Source organism: Rothia endophytica (genome assembly GCF_039543885.1).
In the GTDB taxonomy this organism is placed as follows: Bacteria; Actinomycetota; Actinomycetes; order Actinomycetales; family Micrococcaceae; genus Rothia; species Rothia endophytica.
On sequence record NZ_BAABKP010000001.1, the window covers coordinates 820,571 to 843,862 of the forward strand.

Annotated in this window: 20 protein-coding genes; 19 read left to right on the forward strand and 1 reads right to left on the reverse strand. The window is 56.0% G+C overall.

All coding sequences use genetic code 11. From position 1 onward, the window contains the following. Position 1 precedes the first annotated feature (1 nt). The 7 genes from ABD982_RS03680 to ABD982_RS03710 all read left to right on the forward strand — a co-directional run bounded on the left by ABD982_RS03680 (position 2) and on the right by ABD982_RS03710 (position 9,388). Positions 2-1,486: a diaminopimelate decarboxylase family protein gene (locus ABD982_RS03680; protein WP_345444837.1), complete on the forward strand. Its 1,485-nt coding sequence runs from the start codon at positions 2-4 to the stop codon at positions 1,484-1,486. Positions 1,487-1,515: 29 nt separating this feature from the next. Beyond that, positions 1,516-2,808 carry a homoserine dehydrogenase gene (locus ABD982_RS03685; protein WP_251379019.1) on the forward strand — a complete coding sequence of 431 codons (1,293 nt, stop codon included), beginning with the start codon at positions 1,516-1,518 and terminating at the stop codon, positions 2,806-2,808. 30 nt (positions 2,809-2,838) lie between these two features. After that, positions 2,839-3,843 (forward strand): homoserine kinase, encoded by a 1,005-nt coding sequence (gene thrB / locus ABD982_RS03690; protein WP_251379018.1) that lies wholly within the window; start codon positions 2,839-2,841, stop codon positions 3,841-3,843. Positions 3,844-4,146: 303 nt separating this feature from the next. Continuing rightward, a complete protein-coding gene (rho, locus tag ABD982_RS03695; protein WP_345444840.1) occupies positions 4,147-6,207 on the forward strand; it encodes a transcription termination factor Rho in 2,061 nt (686 codons plus the stop codon). A gap of 104 nt (positions 6,208-6,311) precedes the next feature. Next, positions 6,312-7,391 (forward strand): peptide chain release factor 1, encoded by a 1,080-nt coding sequence (gene prfA / locus ABD982_RS03700; RefSeq protein WP_345444842.1) that lies wholly within the window; start codon positions 6,312-6,314, stop codon positions 7,389-7,391. Positions 7,392-7,394: 3 nt separating this feature from the next. Continuing rightward, complete coding sequence (prmC, locus tag ABD982_RS03705) at positions 7,395-8,312, forward strand: peptide chain release factor N(5)-glutamine methyltransferase (RefSeq protein ID WP_345444843.1); 918 nt, start codon at positions 7,395-7,397, stop codon at positions 8,310-8,312. Next, positions 8,312-9,388: an L-threonylcarbamoyladenylate synthase gene (locus ABD982_RS03710; protein WP_425570007.1), complete on the forward strand. Its 1,077-nt coding sequence runs from the start codon at positions 8,312-8,314 to the stop codon at positions 9,386-9,388. Before prmC ends, ABD982_RS03710 begins: the two co-directional genes overlap by 1 nt. 224 nt (positions 9,389-9,612) lie before the next feature. On the opposite strand, the gene ABD982_RS03715 is transcribed toward ABD982_RS03710, so the two are convergent. Further along, complete coding sequence (locus ABD982_RS03715) at positions 9,613-10,686, reverse strand: NAD-dependent epimerase/dehydratase family protein (protein ID WP_345444847.1); 1,074 nt, start codon at positions 10,684-10,686, stop codon at positions 9,613-9,615. Between the two features lie 237 nt (positions 10,687-10,923). On the opposite strand from ABD982_RS03715, the gene ABD982_RS03720 reads away from it, so the two are divergent. The 12 genes from ABD982_RS03720 to atpD all read left to right on the forward strand — a co-directional run bounded on the left by ABD982_RS03720 (position 10,924) and on the right by atpD (position 23,290). Further along, a complete protein-coding gene (locus ABD982_RS03720) occupies positions 10,924-12,783 on the forward strand; it encodes a glycosyltransferase (RefSeq protein ID WP_345444849.1) in 1,860 nt (619 codons plus the stop codon). After that, positions 12,776-14,638 carry a nucleoside-diphosphate sugar epimerase/dehydratase gene (locus tag ABD982_RS03725; protein WP_345444851.1) on the forward strand — a complete coding sequence of 621 codons (1,863 nt, stop codon included), beginning with the start codon at positions 12,776-12,778 and terminating at the stop codon, positions 14,636-14,638. The genes ABD982_RS03720 and ABD982_RS03725 overlap by 8 nt, the downstream gene beginning before the upstream one ends. Before the next feature lie 3 nt (positions 14,639-14,641). Next, complete coding sequence (locus tag ABD982_RS03730; protein WP_251379010.1) at positions 14,642-15,670, forward strand: MraY family glycosyltransferase; 1,029 nt, start codon at positions 14,642-14,644, stop codon at positions 15,668-15,670. Between the two features lie 16 nt (positions 15,671-15,686). Continuing rightward, positions 15,687-16,079, forward strand: coding sequence for a Cg1360 family ATP-synthase-associated protein (locus tag ABD982_RS11385; protein ID WP_486374957.1), 393 nt, complete (start codon positions 15,687-15,689; stop codon positions 16,077-16,079). 17 nt (positions 16,080-16,096) lie between these two features. After that, positions 16,097-16,357 carry a hypothetical protein gene (locus tag ABD982_RS03740; protein ID WP_251379008.1) on the forward strand — a complete coding sequence of 87 codons (261 nt, stop codon included), beginning with the start codon at positions 16,097-16,099 and terminating at the stop codon, positions 16,355-16,357. A gap of 96 nt (positions 16,358-16,453) precedes the next feature. Beyond that, positions 16,454-17,257, forward strand: a complete 804-nt coding sequence (atpB, locus tag ABD982_RS03745) for a F0F1 ATP synthase subunit A (protein WP_251379007.1) — start codon at positions 16,454-16,456, stop codon at positions 17,255-17,257. Between the two features lie 118 nt (positions 17,258-17,375). Next, positions 17,376-17,579, forward strand: a complete 204-nt coding sequence (atpE, locus tag ABD982_RS03750; RefSeq protein ID WP_237204036.1) for an ATP synthase F0 subunit C — start codon at positions 17,376-17,378, stop codon at positions 17,577-17,579. 54 nt (positions 17,580-17,633) lie between these two features. Beyond that, positions 17,634-18,179 (forward strand): F0F1 ATP synthase subunit B, encoded by a 546-nt coding sequence (locus ABD982_RS03755; protein WP_251379006.1) that lies wholly within the window; start codon positions 17,634-17,636, stop codon positions 18,177-18,179. Next, on the forward strand, positions 18,179-18,991 hold the full coding sequence (locus ABD982_RS03760; protein WP_251379005.1) for a F0F1 ATP synthase subunit delta: 813 nt from the start codon (positions 18,179-18,181) through the stop codon (positions 18,989-18,991). The genes ABD982_RS03755 and ABD982_RS03760 overlap by 1 nt, the downstream gene beginning before the upstream one ends. Positions 18,992-19,155: 164 nt before the next feature. Further along, positions 19,156-20,781 carry a F0F1 ATP synthase subunit alpha gene (gene atpA, locus ABD982_RS03765; protein ID WP_345444859.1) on the forward strand — a complete coding sequence of 542 codons (1,626 nt, stop codon included), beginning with the start codon at positions 19,156-19,158 and terminating at the stop codon, positions 20,779-20,781. Between the two features lie 78 nt (positions 20,782-20,859). After that, entirely contained in the window at positions 20,860-21,780 is a 921-nt protein-coding gene (locus ABD982_RS03770) for a F0F1 ATP synthase subunit gamma (protein ID WP_251379003.1), read from the forward strand. A 46-nt stretch (positions 21,781-21,826) separates the two neighbouring features. Then, a complete protein-coding gene (gene atpD, locus ABD982_RS03775) occupies positions 21,827-23,290 on the forward strand; it encodes a F0F1 ATP synthase subunit beta (protein ID WP_251379002.1) in 1,464 nt (487 codons plus the stop codon). Positions 23,291-23,292: the final 2 nt, after the last annotated feature.

The following is a 23,292-nucleotide window of genomic DNA, read 5'->3' on the forward strand; positions in this document are numbered from 1 at the left end:
TATGGGCGCCGAACCCGCTCTCTTCGCCCCGAGCTGGCTAACCTACCCGCAACAGCCTGCTCACCTGCTCCGTAGCATCTGGATGCCCTCATTCAAGCGTGCTGAAAGCGGTGAGCTGACCGTTGATGGAACTCCGGTTTCTGCCCTGGTTGAAGAGTTTCAAACCCCCGCCTATGTCTTTTCTGAGGACACTTTCCGTGCTCGCGCTACCGAGTTTCGCTCGGCGTTTGAAACCGCTTTTGCGGCCCACGGGGCAGAAGTTTCGGTCTACTATGCCGGTAAGTCCTTCCTCACCACAGCTGTAGCAAAATGGGCAGAAGATGAGGGGCTCTATCTGGATACCGCTTCTGGTGGCGAGCTTGCTCTCGCTCAGCGCGCGGGTGTTCCGGGGGAGCGTATCGCCCTGCACGGTAACAACAAGTCGGTAGCTGAAATTCGTCGAGCCTTGGATTACGGGGTGGGGCGTATCGTGGCTGACTCAGTCCCCGAGGTTCAAATCATTGCCAGTATCGCCGCCGAGATGGGCCTTGTCGCCCCGGTGATGCTGCGTGTCACCCCCGGCGTCCATGCTTCAACGCATGACTTCATCGCCACCGCGCACGAGGATCAGAAGTTTGGTCAATCTATGGCAGCGGGCACGGCTCCTTTAGCTGGCCTTACCGTAGTGGAGCTCAACGAACTGGGTATCACCGCTGAGGATGCTTACGCGACCGTGGCAGTCGCTCTGGCCCACCGGTCAGAGAGCATTGACTTGCGCGGTTTGCACTGCCACATTGGTTCACAGATTTTTGAGGCAGATGGCTTTGGTGCCGCTGCCCAGAAGGTGCTGACCTATATGCAGCAGCTCAACGAACGCTTTGGGTTTGTGCTTCCCGAAATTGATTTGGGCGGCGGCTACGGCATCGGTTACACCGAGCAGGACGCCCCGCGCGGCTCCGCTGAAATCGCTACCGAACTTGCGGACATGGTCTCTAAGACCTGCGCCAACGTTGGTATGGCTATACCGCACCTGTCCTTTGAGCCAGGTCGGTCAATTTCTGGCCCTTCGGGTATCACCCTCTACACCGTGGGCACCATCAAAAATGTGGCGATTGAAGACGAGAACGGGGATACCCGCGTGCGCCGCTACGTCTCGGTAGATGGCGGTATGAGCGATAATCCCCGCCCCGTCCTCTACGAGTCTGACTACGCGGTGACCCTGGCTAACAGGGAACCTGCCGGGGAGCAGATTCTTAGCCGCGTGGTGGGTAAACACTGCGAATCAGGCGATATCGTGATTCGGTACTGCTATCTGCCTGCTGACCTGGCTGCGGGGGATATCCTGGCGGTGCCCGGGACCGGAGCCTACAACCACGTCATGAGCTCTAACTACAACTACCTCACCCGCCCGCCGGTGATTGCTACCTCTGGAGCTAAGGCTCCTCGTGCTATCGTGCGACGTGAAACCGAAGAAGATATGTTGGCCCGTGACCTCGGGCTAGTCTAAGTGTGAAACCAATTTCAGGAGAGAAGCCTATGAGCTCCGTCCCGTCCATTAAAGTTGCTCTGCTGGGTGCCGGTAACGTCGGCTCTCAGGTAGCTCGTATGCTCACCGAAGATGCTCAGGTGCTGAGCGAACGTATTGGCGCGCAGATTGAGCTGATTGGTATTGCGGTGCGTGATACCTCAGCCAAACGTCACTACTCTGCTAATCCCTCGCTTTACACCACCGATGCAGAGGCGCTGATTGACGCTGCTGATGTGGTCATTGAGTTGACCGGTGGTATCGAACCAGCCCGCGAGCGCATCTTGCGCGCTCTGAAAGCAGGCAAGTCGGTGGTCTCGGGTAACAAGGCTCTGCTGGCTAAGCACGGCGTGGAACTCGCTGGGGCTGCCGCTAAGAGCGGTGCGCAGCTGTCCTATGAAGCGGCTGTTGCTGGTGCTATCCCAATTCTGCGCCCCCTGCGTGATTCCTTGGCAGGTGACCGCGTGACCCGCGTGCTGGGCATCATGAACGGCACCACCAACTACATCCTTGACCAAATGCACACCACCGGTGCCCAGTTTGAGGACGCCCTGGCTGAGGCTCAGCGTCTGGGCTACGCCGAGGCTGACCCCACCGCTGATGTTGAGGGGCACGACGCGGCGTCCAAGGCGGCGATTGTTGCCTCCCTGGCCTTCCACTCAGATTTCACCATTGATGATGTTCATTGCGAAGGCATCACCTCCATTACCGCTGATGATGTGCAGGCTGCAGAAGCCGATGGTTACGTGATCAAGTTGCTGGCAGTCTGTGAACGGGACGGCGATGGAGTTAACATCCGGGTCAACCCCACCCTGGTGCCCGTAGATCACCCTCTCGCTAATGTTCACGGCGCGTTCAACGCTGTCTTTGTGCAGGCAGATAATGCCGGAGAGCTGATGTTCTACGGCCCCGGTGCCGGCGGCGCTCCTACCGCATCAGCCGTTTTGGGTGACTTTGTTTCCCTCTCCCGTCGCCTAGTGTTGGGCGGCCCTGGCGTTCCTGAATCCTCCTACGCTGACCTGTCGGCTACCGGCATGAGCGACGTTGTTTGCCGCTATTCTGTGGGCATCGTGGTGGAGGACAAGCTGGGCGTGCTCGCTAATATCGCCCGTATCTTTGCCGAGCACGGCGTCTCGATCGAAACCATGCGTCAGACCAAGAAGCGTGACGGTGAAACCGCGCACGCGATCATTCGTATCGTGACGCACCGGGCTACCGACTCCAACCTGCGCAAAACCATGGCAGTAGTTGACGCTCTTGATACCGTCAACGAGATTACCTCCGTTATCCGCGTTGAAGACTAAGCGCCAGTTACTACTAGGAGCACCCTGACTATGAACCTCCCCATCATCGATGACTCTAATGAACCGGCGCTGTCACCCGATATCATTCCTGTGGGCTGCGCAGTTTCGGTGAGGGTACCGGCTTCCTCGGCTAACCTTGGACCGGGTTATGATTCCTTGGGCCTGGCATTGGCTCACTACGATGACCTGACTATCACGCGCACAGAGTCTGGGCTCACTTTTGAAGTGACCGGTGAGGGGGCTGACAAGGTACCTCAGGACGCTAGCCACCAGGTAGTTAAGGCTATGCAGACAGCCTGGAAGGCAGTGGGGTTGCTGGAATTACCCGGCTTGCATATTAAGGCTCACAACCGTATCCCGCACTCACGGGGTATGGGCTCATCTGCGTCCGCAATCGTTGCCGGGGTAACCGCGGCCAACGGCCTGCTGCCTGAAGAGCTGCGCCTGGATGATGATGCTGTACTCCAGCTTTGCTCGGGAATGGAAGGGCACCCGGATAACGTGGCACCCTCACTGTACGGCCAGCTGGTGGTGTCCTACGCAGAAGACGGCGGCTGGCACTGTCTGCCCATCGCGGCTCATGATCGGGTGCTACCGGTTGTAGCTATCCCCGATTACGAGGTGCCCACTAAGATTGCCCGCGGCCTCATCCCCGAGACCGTGCCGCACCGCGAAGCGGCAATCAACTCGGGCAGGGCGGCGTTGCTCACCCAGGCGGTCTCTACCTACCCGGACTTCCTGCTACCTGCCACCTCCGACCTGCTACACCAGCCCTACCGGGCGGTCGCCATGAAACCCAGTGCAGCACTCGTATCGGCTCTGCGCGGCCAAGGCTACGCAGCTGTCATCTCGGGCGCCGGCCCCACCGTTATGGTGCTGGCTAATGGCAAGGAAGAACGTGCTAGCGTCCTTGACGCCATTGAAAGACTCACCAGCACATCGGATATTAATGAGTATGAAAGCTCACCTATCAGCTGGCGCGTGCTACCCGTTGATATCGACACAGAAGGTGTTATGCTTACACATGAAGAATGAAGCCTCAGAGCTTTCATGCCCCAGGGCATGAAGCCCAGCTTTCTTCTTACCCACGGTTTAGAGCCGCGTGAAGCCCGTACCTCTACCGTTCCCTAACACTCTCGGATCACCGAAAACCAGTGTTTCTCTGCTCTAAGCGCGTAGCCGCGCGTTTATCAGAGCAGTCAACGCCCCAGCGGTAGCCTCACCAGTGCTGACGAGAGCACTGTGTCTACCGCACTCCCAGGGCAAGGGCCAGCCAGTCTGAGGCAGCCCGACCTACCGCCCCGCGAAACCAAACGCATTTCGAAAGAAGGAATCTTCGTGGCAGAAACTACCGACCTCACCGCAGGTACGGAGACCGCAAACGCGGCTGACAATAAAGCTCCCAGTCTGAGCACCCTCAAACTAGCTCAGCTCCAGTCCCTCGCCTCACAGCTGGGCATTACCGGTGCGCGCCGTATGCGCAAGTCCGATTTAGTTGAGGCTATTACCACCCATCAGCGTGGCGGAGCAGTCGCTGATCGCGACGAGGCTCCCGTTGCTGAGGAAAAGCCCAAGCGCACCCGCAAAACTGCAGCTAAGACTGAAGACGCAACTGCAGAAACTGTAGTAGCAGAAGAGAAGCCCAAGCGCACCCGCACCCGTAAGACCTCGGCTAAGGTTGAAGTTACGGCTGAAACCTCAGAGGCTCCTGCCGAGCAAAAGACTGAAGAGAGCACCGGTACTCAGCGCCGCGGTAACCGCCGCGCGAGCAGCGCAGGTGCACCCCAGGCCGAGACCTCCGGTCTGGAAGCTGTAGAAGCAGCGCTGGACGCCGTTGAATCTGAAAAGAACGCCTCAGCCGGCCAAAAGAACCAGAAGTCTGATGAGACTGACGGCGAAAACGGCACCAAGCGCACTCGCACTCGTAACCGCAACGATCGCCGCCGTGGCCGCCCTGAGAATGAGATCTCGGGCAACCAGGACGCCGGCGAAAAGAACGAGACCGCTGCAACCGACTCCGCTGAGGAGAACGGTGAGAAGTCCGAGCGGGAGAACCGCTCAGAGCGTGGGGACCGCAAGAACAACCGCCGTGACCGTAACGACCGTTCAGAGCGCGATAACCGTTCAGAACGCTCCTCTACCAATGGTCCCGACGAGGATCGCCGCAACGCCCGCAAAAACCGCCGCGACCGTCAAAACGAACGCCGCGACCGTCGAGGCAACCGCCGTGACTTCGATGAGCCTGAAATCACCGAAGATGACGTGCTGGTCCCTGTAGCTGGTGTCCTTGATGTGCTCGATAACTACGCTTTCGTGCGCACCTCCGGCTACCTGCCCGGTACCAACGATGTCTATGTATCTTTGGCCCAGGTCAAGCGCTACGGTATGCGCAAGGGTGACGCCGTGGTCGGTACCATTCGCGCTCCCCGCGAGAACGATAACAGCAGCCGCCAGAAGTTCAACGCCTTGGTGCAGCTGACCAGCATCAACGGTATGACTCCAGAAGAGGCTAAGGGTCGCCGTGAGTTCAATAAGCTCACCCCGCTTTACCCCAACGAGCGTCTGCGCCTGGAAACCGATGCTAAGAAGATTTCAACCCGCGTCATCGACCTTGTCGCTCCCATCGGTAAGGGCCAGCGTGGTCTGATCGTTGCACCGCCTAAGGCCGGTAAGACCTTAATGCTGCAGTCCATCGCCAACGCAATCACCACCAATAACCCCGAGGTTCACCTCATGATGGTTCTAGTGGACGAACGCCCCGAAGAAGTCACCGATATGCAGCGCACTGTGAACGGTGAAGTTATTGCCTCAACCTTTGACCGCCCCGCAGACGACCACACCACCGTGGCCGAACTGGCGATTGAGCGTGCCAAGCGTTTGGTCGAGCAGGGTCGCGACGTCGTGGTTCTGCTGGATTCCATGACCCGCCTGGGGCGTGCCTACAACCTGGCAGCTCCTGCATCAGGTCGTATCCTCTCGGGTGGTGTTGATGCCGCTGCGCTCTACCCGCCCAAGCGTTTCTTCGGCGCTGCCCGCAACATCGAAGAGGGCGGCTCGCTAACCATTCTCGCTACCGCTCTGGTTGAGACCGGTTCAAAGATGGACGAGGTCATCTTCGAGGAATTCAAGGGTACCGGCAATATGGAACTGCGCCTTTCACGTCAGCTCGCTGACAAGCGTATCTTCCCCGCCATCGACCTGAACGCCTCAAGTACCCGTCGCGAGGAGAACCTGCTTTCAGCTGACGAAATCAAGATCATGTGGCGCCTACGCCGTGTACTGGCTGGCATGGACCCTGAGCAGTCACTCTCTGTCCTGCTCTCCAAGTTACGCGAGACCGGCTCTAACGTTGAGTTCCTGCTGACCGTTGCCAAGAGCGGACTGGGCCACTCAGAGTAACCGAGCGATAGCACCACCCCGAGTGTGGGGTGGTGCTCAGCCGCTTAACCATCAAGTTTTTGCGCCCGGGTATCGGGCGCCATCAAGATAAAGGCACAAGAGACGTGATTGACTCAATCCAGGGTCTGCTCGATGAGCACACCGACCTACAGAAGCAACTGGCTGACCCCGCGGTGCATGCTGACCAGGGTAAGGCCCGCAAACTAGGGCGCCGCTACGCTGAACTCAACGGTATTGTTGAAGCCTACAAACGCGTCAATACCCTGCGCGATGATATCGAAGCGGCCCGTGAAATGGCAGCTGAAGATGAAGACTTCGCAGCAGAGGTTAAAGAACTAGAAGCCCAGCTACCGGTAGCTGAAGAGAAGCTACGCCGTCTGCTGATTCCCCGTGACCCGGACGATGGCCGCAACGTCATCCTTGAGGTCAAGGGCGGAGAAGGCGGCGACGAGGCATCCCTCTTTGCTGCAGACCTCTTGCGCATGTACATGCGCTATGCCGAGTCCAAGGGCTGGAAGACCGAGATGATTTCGGCACAGAGCACCGATGTGGGCGGCTACAAGGACGCCCAGGTCGCGATCAAGACTAACTCCACCGATCCCGCTGAGGGCGTATGGGCTCACCTGAAGTACGAGGGCGGTGTTCACCGTGTCCAGCGCGTTCCCGCGACGGAATCTCAGGGACGTATTCACACCTCAGCTGCTGGTGTGCTGGTCTTCCCCGAGGTCGATGAGCCCGAGGAAATCGAGATCAGCCAGAATGATTTGAAGATCGATGTCTACCGTTCATCAGGCCCCGGTGGCCAGTCGGTGAACACCACCGACTCAGCTGTCCGTATTACCCACCTGCCCACCGGCATCGTGGTCGCCATGCAGAACGAGAAGTCACAGATTCAGAACCGTGAAGCCGCTATGCGTGTGCTGCGTGCACGTCTGCTCGCTTGGCAGCAGGAGCAGATTGACGCTGAAAACGCTGAAAAGCGTCACTCCCAGGTGCGTACTATGGACCGCTCAGAGCGTATCCGCACCTACAACTTTCCCGAAAACCGCATCGCGGATCACCGTACCGGTTACAAGTCCTACAATTTGGACGCTGTTATTAACGGTGACCTTGAAGCTGTTATCCAGTCCGCCATCGAGATGGACGAGGCAGCCCGTCTAGAGAAGCTGGGCCAGGGTAAGTAAACCGTGGGTGAGTTTTCACTGCACCCCGGTGAAGAGCTGGCAACAGCCCTTCGCCGGGGTGGCGTATACCTGCAGAGCTGTGGTATTGAATCTGGTCAGGTGGACGCTGAGTTATTAGCTGCTTTCCTCCTGGAAAAGTCTGGGAAAGAGCCGGTATCTCGTGGCCGGGTTCAGGCTTTAGCGCTGATGGGGTCTGCGGTTCCTGAAGGCTTTGAAAGTCTCATTAACTTGCGCGGAGACAGATTACCCCTGCAACACTTGACGGGTCAGGCGCACTTCCGCGGACTGACGCTGAGCGTTGGCCCCGGAGTTTTCGTGCCTCGACCTGAAACCGAACTGCTGGTTGAACATGCCAAGACCGCCTACCTCTCACTGGTAAACCAGGGAAGTACCGGGGTGGTAGTGGATCTTTGCGCAGGCTCCGGCGCCATTGCTGCTAGCTTGGCGGCAGAACTGGCAGGTGCCAGCGTCCACGCCGTTGAGCTGTCCTCTGATGCTGCTGCCTGGGCGCAGCGTAATCTAGCTGAGCACGCTGTTCACCTGGTGCAGGGGGACGCCCTGACTGCCCTGCCAGAACTGCTGGGGCAGGTAACAGTGGTTGCCTCGAACCCACCCTATATCCCCGATGGCGCTGTTCCTCGAGACCCAGAGGTACGCGATCATGATCCCAACTTAGCTCTGTACGGCGGTGGGGAGGACGGTATGAAAATGCCCCGAGCCATCACCGCCCGAGCTTTTGACCTGCTAACTCCGGGGGGCTATTTCATCATTGAACATGCTGAAACTCAGCGGGAACTCATGGTAACTGCCTTCAAGCGGACCGGTTTTGAGCGTATAGAATCAATAGATGACTTTGCCGGTAAACCGCGTCATACCAGCGGCTATAAACCCTTGCCTGCCCCTCCGAGTGTGAAAGAATGATGAGCGTGAACGCAACCATTATTACCACCACCAATGAGACCTCCCGCCGCGAAGCGGTTGAGACTGCCAAGGCAGCGATTAGCTCTCATAAGACCGTGGTGATTCCCACCGATACGGTCTATGGAATCGCTGCTGACGCTTTCTCCGTTGAGGGGGTTTCTGCGCTCCTGGCAGCCAAGGGTCGTAGCCGTCAGATGCCACCGCCCGTTTTGATTTTTAACGAGTCAGTGCTTGCTGGTCTGGCAGACGGTGTATCTGAGGACGCCGCGGCGCTGGCCGCCGAGTTCTGGCCCGGTGCGTTGACCCTGATTTTCTATGCTCAGCCTTCGCTGAACTGGGATTTGGGGGAGACCCAGGGAACGGTTGCCCTGCGCGTACCCGATGATCCCACGGCTATTGAACTTCTGCGTCACCTTGGCCCGCTTGCTGTCTCTTCAGCTAATAAGACCGGACGCCCGGCAGCTACGACCGCTGAGGAAGCGATGGAACAGCTGGGCAATGATGTCGAGGTTATCTTTGATGGTGGGCCCAGGCCGCTCGAACGAGGGGAAGGGTTTGACCCTGCTTCTGTTCTGCCCTCCACCATTGTTGACTGCACCTCTGACCGTCTGGTCATCGTGCGTGAAGGCGCAATTTCGGTAGAGCGCCTGCGCGAGGTGGTACCTAACCTCATGACTCGTGCTGAGGTAGAGGCCCAGGAGCAGGCAGCGCGTGAAGCGCAGGCCGCGACTACTGAAACTCAGCTCGCCATGGATCAGGCCGATGACCATGCGCTAGAGTCAGCCGATGCAGAGCCGCTGGCTCGGCGTGCATCGGCGCCCGAGAGCGGCACTGTTGCTGCGGGCTTGGTGGGTGCCTCAGGGGTTGCCGGGATAGACCAGCGACGTGTGTTGCATGCTCAGGCTCCTGAGACGAAAGTGGTGCGGGATAGCACCAAACCCTACTCGGTTGATGCTGCCAGGAACCTAGTTTTCGGCGCCGCACCGGGGGCAGCTGAGGTGCTTTCCGATAGCGAAACAGAACTGCCCGAAAGCACTTCACCCGAAGGCACTGAGGCTGAGGAACAGGCCGGCTAAGCCCCACTCCATCAGCTAGATTTTCTAAACAAAAGGGGGGATCCCATGGGCCCCCCTTTTTTGCTTATTCTGGTAGAGCTTGTCCAAACTGTTGACGCTAACCCCACGGTATGGGCAAGCTAATCCTCTCGACCGCTTCGCTGGCGCTCACTCGGCGATTCACGCCAGCCCCGACCATCCTGCCCATACCGTGCCGATCAGCTTCCCCGTTCTCCCACCAAGACTTAGTCCGCGAAGCGGCGGTCTGATTTTTTGCCCAGCGAACTGTGGGCGGTGCGTAGCACCTCTGAAACGCGGGCGGTAGGAATGAGACCGTTAGTGCGCGCCCAGCTGTCATCGACGTCCTGACCGAACCACATGACTTCGAGGCGGCGCACGGGGCCAGTTAGCCTGTCACCTACGTAGTGTGAGGCTTTGTAGCCGGCACTTAGCAGGGCGCGGCAGAATTTTTCGGGAAAGCGCATCGGGCGGCGTCGTCCAGCATCGATGAGCACTGATTCAGTGGTGGCGCACTCCCAGGGTTGAAGGACGATGGGGGGCAGCTCGCCGTCAAAAGCTCCTACCATGGCGGTGAACTCTGCTAGGGCGTAGTTTGACGAGACGGGAGTGCGGTGCTGACCGTCCCCGGCAACTGAGGCTAGGGGAGAAGAGGCAATCTTAGCGAAAGCTTGGGTGGTGCGGCGGCCTTGCCCCTGCACGCTAGTTGCTCGCAGTATACAAATTTCAAGGGCGTGATGGCGAGCTACCTGGGCAGGGGCGTGGGAGGGAGCTGCTGGAAACTGCGATGCGGCAGAGCCCGGTGCTGTTCCCTGGGCGGCTTTTTCTTCAATGAAGGAGCGCAAGCCGAGCAGTACTTCTTCGCCCAGTGCTTTGGAGAAGGAATACGCAGAGAAGGGGTTAGTTTCTGGTGTATCTGTGAGCACGGGAACCGGTCCCAGCACAGCGGCTGAACTCATGTGAATCAGTCTGCGAACCCCGGTACGCTGAGCTGCGATAGCGATAACGGCTGGCAGTAGGGCGTTGGCACCGAGTAAGGGCGCTAAATCTTCCTGATCCGGGGCTGCTAGACCGGAGGCATTGATGACGACATCGCAACCGGCGAAGGAATCTGCAAGGGAGTTGATGATGCCTTCTAGCTTGCGGGCGTCGCTAATGAGCTGTTGAGGGTCTGTTTCACGGGTAACTAGCCGGGGGGCCTCGATTGCATCTACCGTGAGACCTTCAGTCGTCAGCCTAGCCAAAATAGATGAGCCAACAAACCCACTCGCGCCAATGATTTTCCAGGAAGTATCTGCCATAGTGTGTCCCATCGGTTCAAATAAGCTCCCGCACCTGTGCGGGTTTACCTCTAGGGTGTCATACAGTGCCGGTAAAACCCCGTAAGCAACCCTGAGAAAAGCCCGTATCTTGTGCGCTCACCGGCTGGCTGTAGATAGTTTAAGCTAGAAGTTAGGTAAACTTTAGAAGATTATGCGGTGATTGTGCCGCACAGCTTGAACAGGCTACCACCCGCTGAAAGGATCTAGCAGGTTTCAATGGTTTCTCCCGGTGAACCCGCAGCAGCACACGCTGCTCGCTCAGAACGCATTGTGGCGGTGGTTGTTACTTACAACCGTCTAGACTTGCTTCCCCAAACTTTAGCTGGAATAGCGTGCGGTCAACTAGTGCCGCACACCGTTGTGATTATCAACAACGCATCAACAGACGGCACTAGCGACTATCTTGACTCACTGCGCAACGAGCTGAATACCGATATCGTGCATTTACCTCAGAACGTGGGTGGTGCCGGAGGGTTCGCGGTAGGGATTGACCGAGCTTTGGCACGCCATCAGGCGGATCTCGTATGGGTGATGGACGATGACACTGAACCGACCGCCAATACCCTGAGCGAGGCCTATCGGGCCTGGGCGGATTACTCACCGGTTCGAAGTGAACGTCCCGTTTTTGTGGCCTCCAAGGTGGTGTGGGACGACGGCCGCGACCACCCCATGAACACCATGCGTACTATGTTCGCAGCCGGTAAGGAGCGCACCCAGAAAGCGGCCGCGGTGGGAGCTCGCCCCATCCGCTCGGCGTCATTCGTCTCGGTTCTGCTGGACGCCGCAGCTATGCGGGCCACTGAGCTGCCTCTGGCTGATTTCTTCATTTGGAATGATGACTTCGAGTACACCACTCGCCTCGCCCATCACGGCAATGCTATTGCCACTGAAAAATCCGTGGCTCTGCACCACACCAAAACTTTTGGTACCACCGATGCCAACCCCGGGCCCCGCTTTTATAATGACGTACGGAACAAGCTTTGGGTTTTCTGCGCACGACGCACGCTGAGCCCACTAGAAAAGCTGCTCTACGGTGGTTCAACCGCCAGGTTATGGGCGAGTACTCTACTCCGCACCAGCGATAAGAAGACCTACACCGGTTACTTTCTCAAGGGAGTGAGGGATGCCGCTCGCGGCTACCGCAGTAACGATCAGGTGCTGGCTGATGTCTATGACCTGGAAACCGTTAATTCCTCTCAAAGGCAAAGAAGTCACCGCTCTGATAGTGCTGCTTTCAGTCTGCTCATGAGCGTGTACGCGAAAGATAAGGCACACCAGCTTAAGGACGCCCTGCGGTCTAATACAGAAGCGCAGAGTCTGCGCCCTGATGAAGTAGTTCTGGTTGAAGACGGGCCTCTCTCTGCTGAACTCTCGGCGGTACTCGATGAATTCGAAGCTTCTGCATCCATGCCAGTTAAGCGCCTGGCGCTGCCGCAGAATTTTGGTTTAGCCGCCGCTTTGCGTGAAGGCCTGGACGCCTGTGCTCACGATATTGTTGCGCGGGCTGATGCTGATGACATTTCACTGCCCCATCGCTTTGACGTTCAAATCCCTCTGATAGCCAACTGCACTTACGATGTTGTCGGATCAGCGATGAATGAGTTCCTTACCGATCCAGAAGTGGTGGAGTCTGTCCGGTCGGCACCTTCCCACCCTCGGACTATCAGCAGTACCTTTGCAACCCGCAACCCTATGTTGCACCCTACCGTTGTGTTCAGGAAATCAGCGGTTCTTGCCGTGGGGAGCTACACCGAAGTTCCTGGGGCAGAGGATTACTGGCTGTGGGTGCGCATGAATAAAGCCGGTTTTATCTTTGGCAACGTCCAGGAGCCTCTGGTCGCCTACCGGGTCACTGAAGCCTACGCTCGGCGTGGAGGGCTTGTTGCTTTTTCCAAGGATTACGAGGTGCAGCGCAGACTCTATAACGGTGGAGCTTTATCAAAACTTCAGTGGGCACGAAACATCACCGTTCGTTCTGTCTACCGTTTCGTTCCAGAGTATGTTCGAAAAAAGATCTTTAGAGCCGTGACGCGCGGCAAAACAGCAGTAGTCCAGCGAGAGGGAGACCGTGGCTAAAGAAGCATCCTTGCAAACAGCCAGCATGCCCGTGCTCCCCAACACCTATGAACGCAAAACCTGGTGGAAGTACATTCAGATGGGGCTTGACTCAGTAGCTTGGCTGGTCGCCCTTCCCGTAGCTTTTATTCTGCGATACGGACTTGATATCGGGCAGATCGATGGTAGTGGTTTAGCTCTTATTGCCTCACTAGCCGTCGTATTGCAGCTGGGTTTTGGTCTCTGCGCTGGGCTCTACCGCGATCGCTACTCTTATGGCAGCTTCCATGAAGGTCGCATCCTCTATCCTCTAGTGGTTGCCAACGTCATTACCATCCAGTTCGTTCTATTACTATCCGCCCGTCATATTGGTGTTCCGCGTTCTGTAGTGATTATTGCCTTCCCCATCGCTATTTTGCTCATGATGGGGCTGCGTTACGTCAAACGCATGTATGAGGACCACACTAACCGGCCTGATTTGGATAGCTCTGAGCCGGTCATCGTTTTTGGAGCGGGCTTCTTGGGGCGAAATGTGGTTTCTAATCTCATGTCGGACCCCAAATCCAAGTACCGTCCGGTAGCAATTGTCGATGATGATCCGTCGATGAGAAATGCGCGGATCCATTCGGTGCATGTCGCCGGCGAAAGCGCAGAGCTCCCGCAGTTGGTCAAACGTCTGCACGTCAGTAAAGTCCTCATTGCTATTGGAGATAACATCTCAGAGCGTCGTCTGATGAGGGTCACCCAGGCAATGAAAGAGCTGGGCGTAGAAACTCTTCGCATCACTTCTGCCATTCCTGACATCTCGGGTATTAAGGGGGAGGAGCTGGCTAACAACGACCGTTACCTTCTCGAGAATATCCGTGGAAAAATTGATTACCAGATTAATCGGGACGCTATTGCCTCCTATGTTAAGGGTAAACGGGTTCTGGTAACAGGAGCCGGTGGTTCGATTGGCTCTGAACTCTGCCGGCAACTCAGTAAGTACGCTCCAGCTGAACTGATGATGCTGGACCGCGATGAATCCCTGCTCATGGATACAAAATACTCTCTGACCGGTCTTTCTAGTCTTGATGATCGTTCCATTGTGCTAGCTGATGTACGCGATGCGGATGCCATCAGGGCAGTTTTTCTTGAACGTCAACCTCAGGTTGTATTCCATGCTGCGGCACTTAAACATGTGTCGGCTCTTGAGGCTTATCCTAAGGAAGCCTACAAAACTAATGTGCTGGGCACAGGGAATGTTCTCAAGGCTGCCTCTGAAGTAGATGTTGAAGTTTTCGTTAACGTCTCAACAGATAAAGCTGCTGATCCTACTACGGCTTTGGGCCAGTCCAAACGAACTGCTGAGATGCTTACCAGTTGGTATGGTCAGCAAACCGGCAAGAAATATGTGTCCGTACGCTTCGGTAATGTTTTTGGCTCTAGAGGTTCTATCAAACCCCTCTTTACTCAGCAAATACAGGATGGGGGGCCCATTACGGTCACCCACGAAGAGGCCACCCGTTTCTTTATGCTCATCTCAGACGCCTGCCTCTTAGTGATGCTGGCAGGACATATTGGTGATAGTGGTGAAGTGCTGGTGCTCGATATGGGTAAACCGGTATCAATTCTCAAGATTGCTGAGCACATGCGCCGTATGTACGAGCGTTACGATGTCGAGATTGACATCATCGGGCTTCGTCCCGGCGAGAAAAAGGACGAAGTGCTCTTCGGCGCGGGCGAAGAGGCCCGCAGAAGCGAGCTTAACCCCTATATCTTGCATGCCAAAGCACCCGTACAGGCACCTAGCGAGCTGGATTACGCCCTCTGGTTTAGAAACTACCGGGAGCACAGAGGCTATGAACGTATTGACCACGCAGGGCAGGGTGAGTAGGCAATGAACTCTGAGCTTTTGCTCCTTATTCTGGTAGCCGGTGGGGTAGCTGCCGTGGCGGGTCTTCTCCTGCCCTTCGCAGTACGACCACTCTTGCACCGTTGGAACCTTGTAGACATCCCAACAGAGCGCTCATCTCATACCTCTCCGGTCTATCGCGGAATGGGCTTAGCAACGGCGCTAGCAGTCCTTTTGGGGTACGTCATTGCCTTGCTTGATGGGCAAATTTATACTGATCGCTCGGTTGCCCTGTGCGTTCTCTTTGGCATGATGTCCGCTGGGCTTCTCGGCTGGCTTGAGGACTACCGCGGTGTCTCTATTAAGGTGCGAGCTGGGGCTCAGGTGCTGATTGGTGTGATCGTCACTTTAGGTCTCACCTATGTTCTGGGCACCCCTGTATGGTGGTTACCGCTGGGGGTCATCGCTGTAGCTGCTTATATCAATGTCACCAATTTTATGGATGGCATCAACGGCATTTCAGGGCTACACGGCTTTGCTGTTGGGTTGGCCTACAGCTACGCAGGCTGGGCAAACTCGACACCCTGGCTCATAGGAGGTGGCGCCGCCCTAGCTGCAGCCTACCTTGCCTTCTTGCCCTGGAACGTGCGCACCGGCAAGAATGTTTTTCTGGGGGATGCAGGGTCCTACTTCCTGGGTGGAGCCATCGCTTCAATGGCTATCGGCGCCTTCCTGTCGGGAATCTATCTTGAGTACATCCTGGCGCCCCTACTGGTCTATCTGACTGATACCGGTGTAACTCTCTTGCGGCGAGTACTCAGGGGGGAGCAGTGGTACAAACCCCACCGCACCCACGTCTATCAACAGCTTACGGACTGCGGACTGAGTCATATTGGTAGCGCGTCTTTGGTAACAGTATTTACCCTGGTCATTACAGCTATCACGGTTCTCGCTCTACCTTTTGAGACTCAGGATGCCATCTGGTCAGCACTCCTCGTGGTGTGTCTATTGGGGATCTACCTGTCCCTTCCCTCAGCTCTGAGAAAGGTTAAAGGTGCATCGATTATTCGGTAACCCGCCCGTTGGCCAGATGCCGTGGTGGCGCATCCTGTGTTACGTGACACTATCTTTTGTAATCTTGGCCATTATCGGTACGATTATTGGAGCGATAATAGAAGGCGTTGACGGCGCTGGTGGCTTTCTAACCGGTGTAGGTATCGTCTATCTTAGTTTCCTGATCAGCATCGTAACGGTGCTTGTGGGGGAGCGACGGTCGATGACATCGGCCGCGCGTTCACTGGTTATCGCTTATGTGGTGAAGGTAGTTATCTTTACGCTGCTGTTGATTCTCGCTCCTGTACCCGATGGTTTCAGGAACGGCTGGATGATGGTAGCGGCCCTTATCGCGATTCTTCTGCAGCTGGGGCTTGAAGCGTACGTCATCACCAAGCAACGACTGCTGTACTTTGACGCAACTGACTGAAGGAAAGTGAGCGGCTGTTGAAAGAAGATAAGGACACCTGGTATAGCCAGGATAAGAAGCTTCGCTCAACCGGCGAATTAATTGCCGGAGGAGGTACTGCTGGTGCCTTTATGACGCTTCTCTATGTCATTATCGGCATAGCGGTCTGGGGTTTGGTAGGCTATGGCTTGGACCACTTGCTCGGAGCCTCTTGGATTCGGTGGGTAGGAGTTCTTATTGGCGCCTTTGGTGGTGTCTACTTGGTTTTCCTCCACATGCGACAGACGCACCAAAAATAAATATCTCTTTTCAATAAGAGACCACACATACTTTTGATTCTTTGAACACCTATGAGGTTGCGCAAGCGGCCAACAAGTAGCAAGAAAGGACTTGCCTTGATTTCAAACGGGCTAGTTGTTGCAGCTGGAGAACAGCAGGGCTATCAAGCTCCCACGATTGATGACATGCACCTACCTGCAATCTTCGAGATCGGCTCGTTTGCTTTTGGCAAGCAGATGCTCTTGGTGATGTTGTCGGTGGTCATTGTGGCAGGCTTCTTTATGTATGCCGCTCGCAAGCGTGCCATGGTTCCTTCCCGCACCCAGTTCATTGGCGAAATGGGTTACGGTATGGCACGCAACAGCCTGGGGAAAGAAATTATCGGCGCTCACGCCTATAAGCCCTTCGTGCCGTTGCTCTTTACAGCATTCTTCTTCATCCTGGTCAACAACCTTTACGGTTCCATTCCGCTGATTCAGCTGCCCACCATGTCATATGTAGGCTCAGCCTACGCACTGGCGATCATTGCTTATGTGACCTGGGTTGGTGTTGGTATTAAGCGAAAAGGTCTGGGTACTTTCTTCAAGGACATGACTATGCCATCCGGTGTTCCTCCGGTCATCTATGTCATCCTCATTCCCATTGAGTTCATGTCCAACATGTTGATCCGCCCAGCCACCCATGCTCTTCGTCTCTTCGCCACCATGTTCGGTGGTCACTTGGCGATTATGGTTGCCGCCTCACTGACCCAGTACCTCATCATGGAGGCAGGCGGCTTCGCTGCACTGGCATCGGTTGGTTCTGGTGTCCTGGGCATCTTCCTCTTCTTCCTGGAGCTGATGATTCAGTGCATCCAGGCCTACGTCTTCACCCTGCTCCTCGCGGTTTATCTGCAGGGCTCGGTTTCAGAAGGCCACTAAAGATTTTCTCTGCTGCTCACCGTAGTAGATGAATACAGCGACCCGTGCAAGCGGGTAGTTATCCAAATAAATACTCTGCCCACATAACACCCACGTGGGCTCTGTGAAAGGAAAAACCATGGAAGGTTCACTTACCGCAATCGGCTACGGTCTCTCAGCTATCGGCGGCGGCATCGGCGTAGGTCTGATCTTCGCTGCTTACATGACCAGCGTTGCCCGTCAGCCCGAGTCACAGAAGACCCTGCAGCCCATGCTGTTCCTGGGCTTCGCTCTGGTTGAAGCACTGGCAATTCTTGGTCTGGTCCTGGCATTCATTATGTAATGTTCGACTGATGTCGAACCTACTTGACCAATCTATAGAACAGGAAAAACCCCTATGTCTTTTCTAATGGCTGCGGAAGAGGGCGCTAATCCTCTCATCCCCAACATTTGGGAAATCGCCATTACCGCCATTGGGTTCCTGATCCTCCTCTTCATCGTTACCAAGTACGTCGTCCCGGCATTCGAAAAGATTTACCAGGACCGTAAGGAAGCAATCGAAGGCGGTCTTGCTAAGGCTGAAAAGGCCCAAGCAGAAGCAGCAGCAGCACGCGAAGAGTACGGTCAGCAGCTTGAAAGCGCTCGACTTGAGGCTCAGAAAATTCGTGAAGAGGCCCGTGCCGAAGGTGACAGCATCATCGCTGAAGCCAAGGAACGTGCATCGGTTGAGGCCGCTCGCATCACCGAGAACGCACAGAAGACTATTGCCGCTGAACGTGCATCTGCACAGGCTTCACTTCGCACCGAAGTTGGAACCCTTGCGACTGCACTAGCAGGCAAGATTGTTGGCGAGTCACTCGCTGACGATCAGCGTTCATCACGTGTGGTCGACCGTTTTCTTGCTGATCTCGATGCACAGCAGCAGGCAGGTGCTACTCGCTAATGTCAGCAGTATCAACTGAATCACTGAACAAGGTGGAACAGGTTCTGGCAGATAATACTGCCTCTAACCCCAACCACCTCGCAGCAGAGCTTTTCGCTGTCGTCGATCTTATCGATGGCAACGGTGGCTTGAGGCGAGGTCTAACCGATCCTTCTCGCGAAGCGGAACAGCGCGCCGGTATTGCCCGCGCAGTTTTGAGCGGCAAGGTTTCAGAAGGCGCTCTCAACGTCGTTTCTGCAGCTGCAGAGGCACGCTGGAGCTCCGAGCGAGACCTGGCAGATGCTCTTGAAAAAACTGCCGTGACCGCGATTGCGATGTCAGCTGAGCAGCGCGGCGGTGCAGATGCACTGGACGCAGTCGTCAACGAACTGTTGACTTTTGTCAACACCGTCAATAGCTCAGCGGAGGCTCAGTCAGCGCTAGCTGACAGCAGGGCAAGCAAAGAAGCACTCAAGAAGCTCGCAGTTAATCTTGGTGGTCAGGTTACCACTGAAGAGGGCAAGCTTCTGCTCGAACGAGTTGGCTCAGCGACTCGCGGTAGCACCGCAGCTCGCCTGGCTAATGAGTTTGTTGAAATCATCGTCAAGCGTCAAAACCGTTGGATTGCACGAGTAACTGCCGCTGAGGCACTCTCAGCTGAGCAAATTGCTAAGCTGCAGGGTTCACTCAACACAACCTACGGTAAGGACCTAAAGCTCGATATCACTGTCGATCCTTCGGTTCTGGGCGGTCTGCGTGTTCAGGTAGGGGACGAGGTCATTGATGGCACTCTTTCAACCCGCCTAGCAGATCTCAGCCGATCCTTCGCATAGGCAGTGTGACAAACCGTTTACGACGGTGATTTAGAAGATACATAAGGCAGTAGCGAGTTCCCGTTCATCCACTGATGGCGGGCGGGAACCTACGTCTTGCAAGTTTAGATGGACGCACCCATTCAGTGCAGACCATCAACCAATTAGGAGAGCAGGGACATAAGATGGCCGATTTGACCATCAATGCCGATGATGTCCGTAACGCGCTGAACGAATTCGCAGCGTCTTACGAACCCGGCAATGCAGAGCGCGTAGAGGTGGGTCGTGTTGCATCAGCATCCGACGGCATCGCACGCGTCGAGGGTCTTCCCTCAGTAATGGCTAACGAGCTTCTTCGCTTCGAAGATGGCACCCTTGGCCTGGCACAGAACCTTGATACCCGCGACATCGGTGCAATCGTCCTGGGCGACTTCACCGGCATCGAAGAAGGCCAGGAAGTTCACCGCACCGGTGAAGTTCTGTCCGTACCCGTAGGCGACGCCTACCTGGGTCGTGTCGTTGACCCCCTGGGCAACCCCATTGATGACCTGGGCGAGATTGAAGCTGAAGGCCGCCGTGCCCTGGAACTTCAGGCACCTGGCGTTACTGCGCGTAAGTCAGTGCACGAGCCCCTCCAGACCGGTCTCAAGGCTATCGACGCCATGATTCCCATTGGTCGTGGACAGCGTCAGCTCATCATTGGTGACCGCCAGACCGGTAAAACTGCCATCGCAGTTGATACCATTCTGAACCAGAAGGATAACTGGGAAACCGGTGACCCTAACAAGCAGGTTCGTTGCGTTTACGTAGCAATCGGCCAAAAGGCTTCGACCATCGCGGCCGTCCGTGAAACCCTGAAGCAGAAGGGCGCGCTGGATTACACCACCATCGTCGCTTCTCCTGCATCAGATGCAGCAGGCTTCAAGTACTTGGCACCTTACACCGGTAGCGCCATCGGCCAGCACTGGATGTACGGCGGCAAGCACGTTCTCATCATCTTTGATGATCTCTCAAAGCAGGCAGAAGCTTACCGTGCGGTTTCACTTCTGCTCCGCCGCCCGCCGGGCCGCGAGGCTTACCCCGGCGACGTCTTCTACCTCCACTCCCGTCTGCTCGAGCGCTGTGCAAAGCTCTCAGATGAGCTGGGCGCAGGTTCTATGACCGGCTTCCCGATCATCGAAACCAAGGCTAACGATGTTTCGGCCTTCATTCCCACCAACGTCATCTCCATCACCGACGGCCAGATTTTCTTGCAGTCAGACCTGTTCAACGCTAACCAGCGTCCCGCAGTCGACGTAGGTATTTCTGTTTCCCGTGTGGGTGGCGCAGCACAGACCAAGGCAATGAAGAAGGTCTCCGGTACCCTCAAGCTTGACCTTGCTCAGTACCGCGCAATGGAAGCATTCGCTATGTTTGCATCCGACCTGGACGACGCTTCAAAGGCTCAGTTGACCCGCGGTGCTCGCCTGACCGAGCTGCTGCGTCAGCCCCAGTACACTCCTTACGCGGTTGAAGATCAGGTTGTTTCCATCTGGGCTGGCACCAATGGCTACCTGGACGATGTAGAAGTTTCTGACGTCCTGCGCTTTGAAACAGAATTCCTGGATCACTTGCGCCGTTCAACCTCCGTTCTGCAGGACATTGCAGCTAGCGGCAAGCTTGAAGACGAAACCGTCAACGCTCTGAAGACTGCCATCGCAGACTTCAAGGCCGGTTTCCGTTCAGAGGGCTCAAGCCACCTGGTTGAGGCTGGTCACGAGGAGCACAAGCCACTCGTAGACGGTGACGTCTCACAGGAAATCATCGGTTAGCGATTTACCCGAGTTTTGTTGGTGCTCATCTCTTCTATGAGCTGAGCACCATCAAAGCAGGGAACGAAAGGAATCTATATGGGAGCCCAGATTAGGGTTTACCGCCAAAAGATTACTTCAACATCGTCTATGAAGAAAATCTTCAAGGCGATGGAGATGATCGCGACCTCACGTATCAGCAAAGCGCGTAAGAGTTCAGAGGCGGCAAGCCCCTACGCTAACGCGCTGACCAAGGCCGTCACCGCCATTGCTACCCAGCATCACATTGAGCACCCGCTACTTGCATCTGGTAGCAAAGGCAGTAGTGGCCGTTCAGCGGTACTGGTTCTGACCAGCGACCGCGGTCTTGCTGGCTCCTACTCATCCTCCGTCCTTAAAAAAACTGAGGGGCTCATTGAGAAGCTCCGCGGTGAAGGGCGCGAGGTCAAGCTCTACCTCATGGGGCGAAAGGCAAAGTCCTACTTTGACTTCCGTGAACGTGAGTACGAGCAGGCGTGGGAAGGCAACACCGATAACCCCAACGTGGAGATGGCTGTAGCTGCCCGCGATGCCATTCTTTCAGCCTTTGAAAGCGGCGAGGTAGATGACCTTCATATCGTCTACACCGAGTTCGTTTCAATGGTGACCCAGGAAACCCGCGTTCTGCGCCTGCTACCTATCGTGGTAGCTGACGCTCGCGCTCTGGGGGAAGAAATTGTTCCCGGTGAACACCTTGAGAACGATCAGTTCGAACAGAATTCAGTCTTTGAATTCGAACCGAACCCTCAGGAAGTACTCGATGAACTTCTGCCCCGTTACGTCGCTTCTCGAATTTACGCTTGCCTCCTTGAGGCCGCAGCGTCTGAACTTGCTTCACGCCAGCGGGCGATGAAGTCCGCAGGTGACAACGCTGACGATCTCATCAAGAAGTACACTCGCCTGATGAACAACGCTCGCCAGGCTGAGATTACTCAGGAACTGAGCGAAATTGTTGGCGGCGCGGACGCACTCGCCTCCTAAACTTCGAAGACAACTTTTCCACGCTCTACACAAGTAAGTGAGAACAATGACTGCAACTCTGAACGAATCGGCTGCACAGCCGACTCAGGGCGCAACCGGTCGTATTGCTCGCGTTATCGGCCCCGTCGTCGACGTTGAGTTCCCTGCCGGCCAGGTACCTGACATTTACAACGCGCTGACCGCTGACCTTACCCTCAACGGCACCACCCGCAAAATCACCTTCGAGACTGCTCAGCACCTCGGTGATTCGCTGGTACGCGCAATTTCACTCCAGCAGACTGACGGCCTCGTGCGCGGTCAGGCTGTAGTGGATACCGGTGCTCCTATCTCCGTCCCCGTGGGCGACGGCGTTAAGGGCCACATCTTCAACGTTCTGGGCGATGCCCTGGACGTATCCAATGATGAGATCAAGGCTGACACCTACTGGCCTATCCACCGTTCTGCTCCCAACTTCGCTGACCTTGAAGGTTCAACCGAAATGCTGGAGACCGGTATTAAGTCCATCGACCTTCTGACCCCCTACATTAAGGGCGGTAAGATCGGTCTGTTCGGTGGCGCCGGCGTTGGCAAGACCGTTCTGATTCAGGAAATGATCACGCGTGTTGCTCGAAACTTCGGTGGTACCTCAGTGTTCACCGGTGTTGGCGAGCGTACCCGCGAAGGTAATGACCTCTGGGTTGAAATGGAAGAGGCAGGTGTCCTCAAAGACACCGCCCTCGTATTCGGCCAGATGGACGAACCCCCTGGAACTCGTCTGCGCGTAGCACTGACCGGTCTGACCATGGCGGAGTACTTCCGCGATGTTCAGAACCAGGACGTTCTGCTCTTCGTTGATAACATCTTCCGTTTCACCCAGGCAGGTTCAGAAGTTTCAACCCTTCTGGGTCGTATGCCTTCTGCAGTGGGCTACCAGCCCAACCTGGCAGATGAAATGGGTCTGCTGCAGGAACGTATTACCTCAACTCGTGGTCACTCCATTACCTCGATGCAGGCTATCTACGTACCCGCGGATGACTACACTGACCCCGCACCCGCGACCACCTTCGCGCACCTCGATGCGACCACTGAGCTCTCACGTGAAATTGCTTCACGCGGTCTCTACCCCGCAATCGATCCGCTGACCTCGACCTCACGTATTCTGGACCCCCAGTACATCGGTCAGGATCACTACGATACTGCGATTCAGGTCAAGGCAATTCTGCAGGAAAACAAGGAACTCCAGGACATTATCGCGATTCTTGGTGTGGACGAACTTTCCGAAGAGCAGAAGGTCGTTGTTTCCCGTGCCCGCCGTATCGAGCAGTTCCTCTCACAGAACACCTACACTGCTAAACAGTTCACCGGTGTTGAGGGTTCAACCGTTTCGGTGAAGGAGACCATCGAATCATTCCAGATGATCTGCCGCGGCGATGTAGACCACATCCCCGAGCAGGCCTTCTACAACATCGGTGGTATGGACGACGTTATGCGCCGTTACGAGGAACTCAAGGCACAGTCTGGAGCCAAGTAATC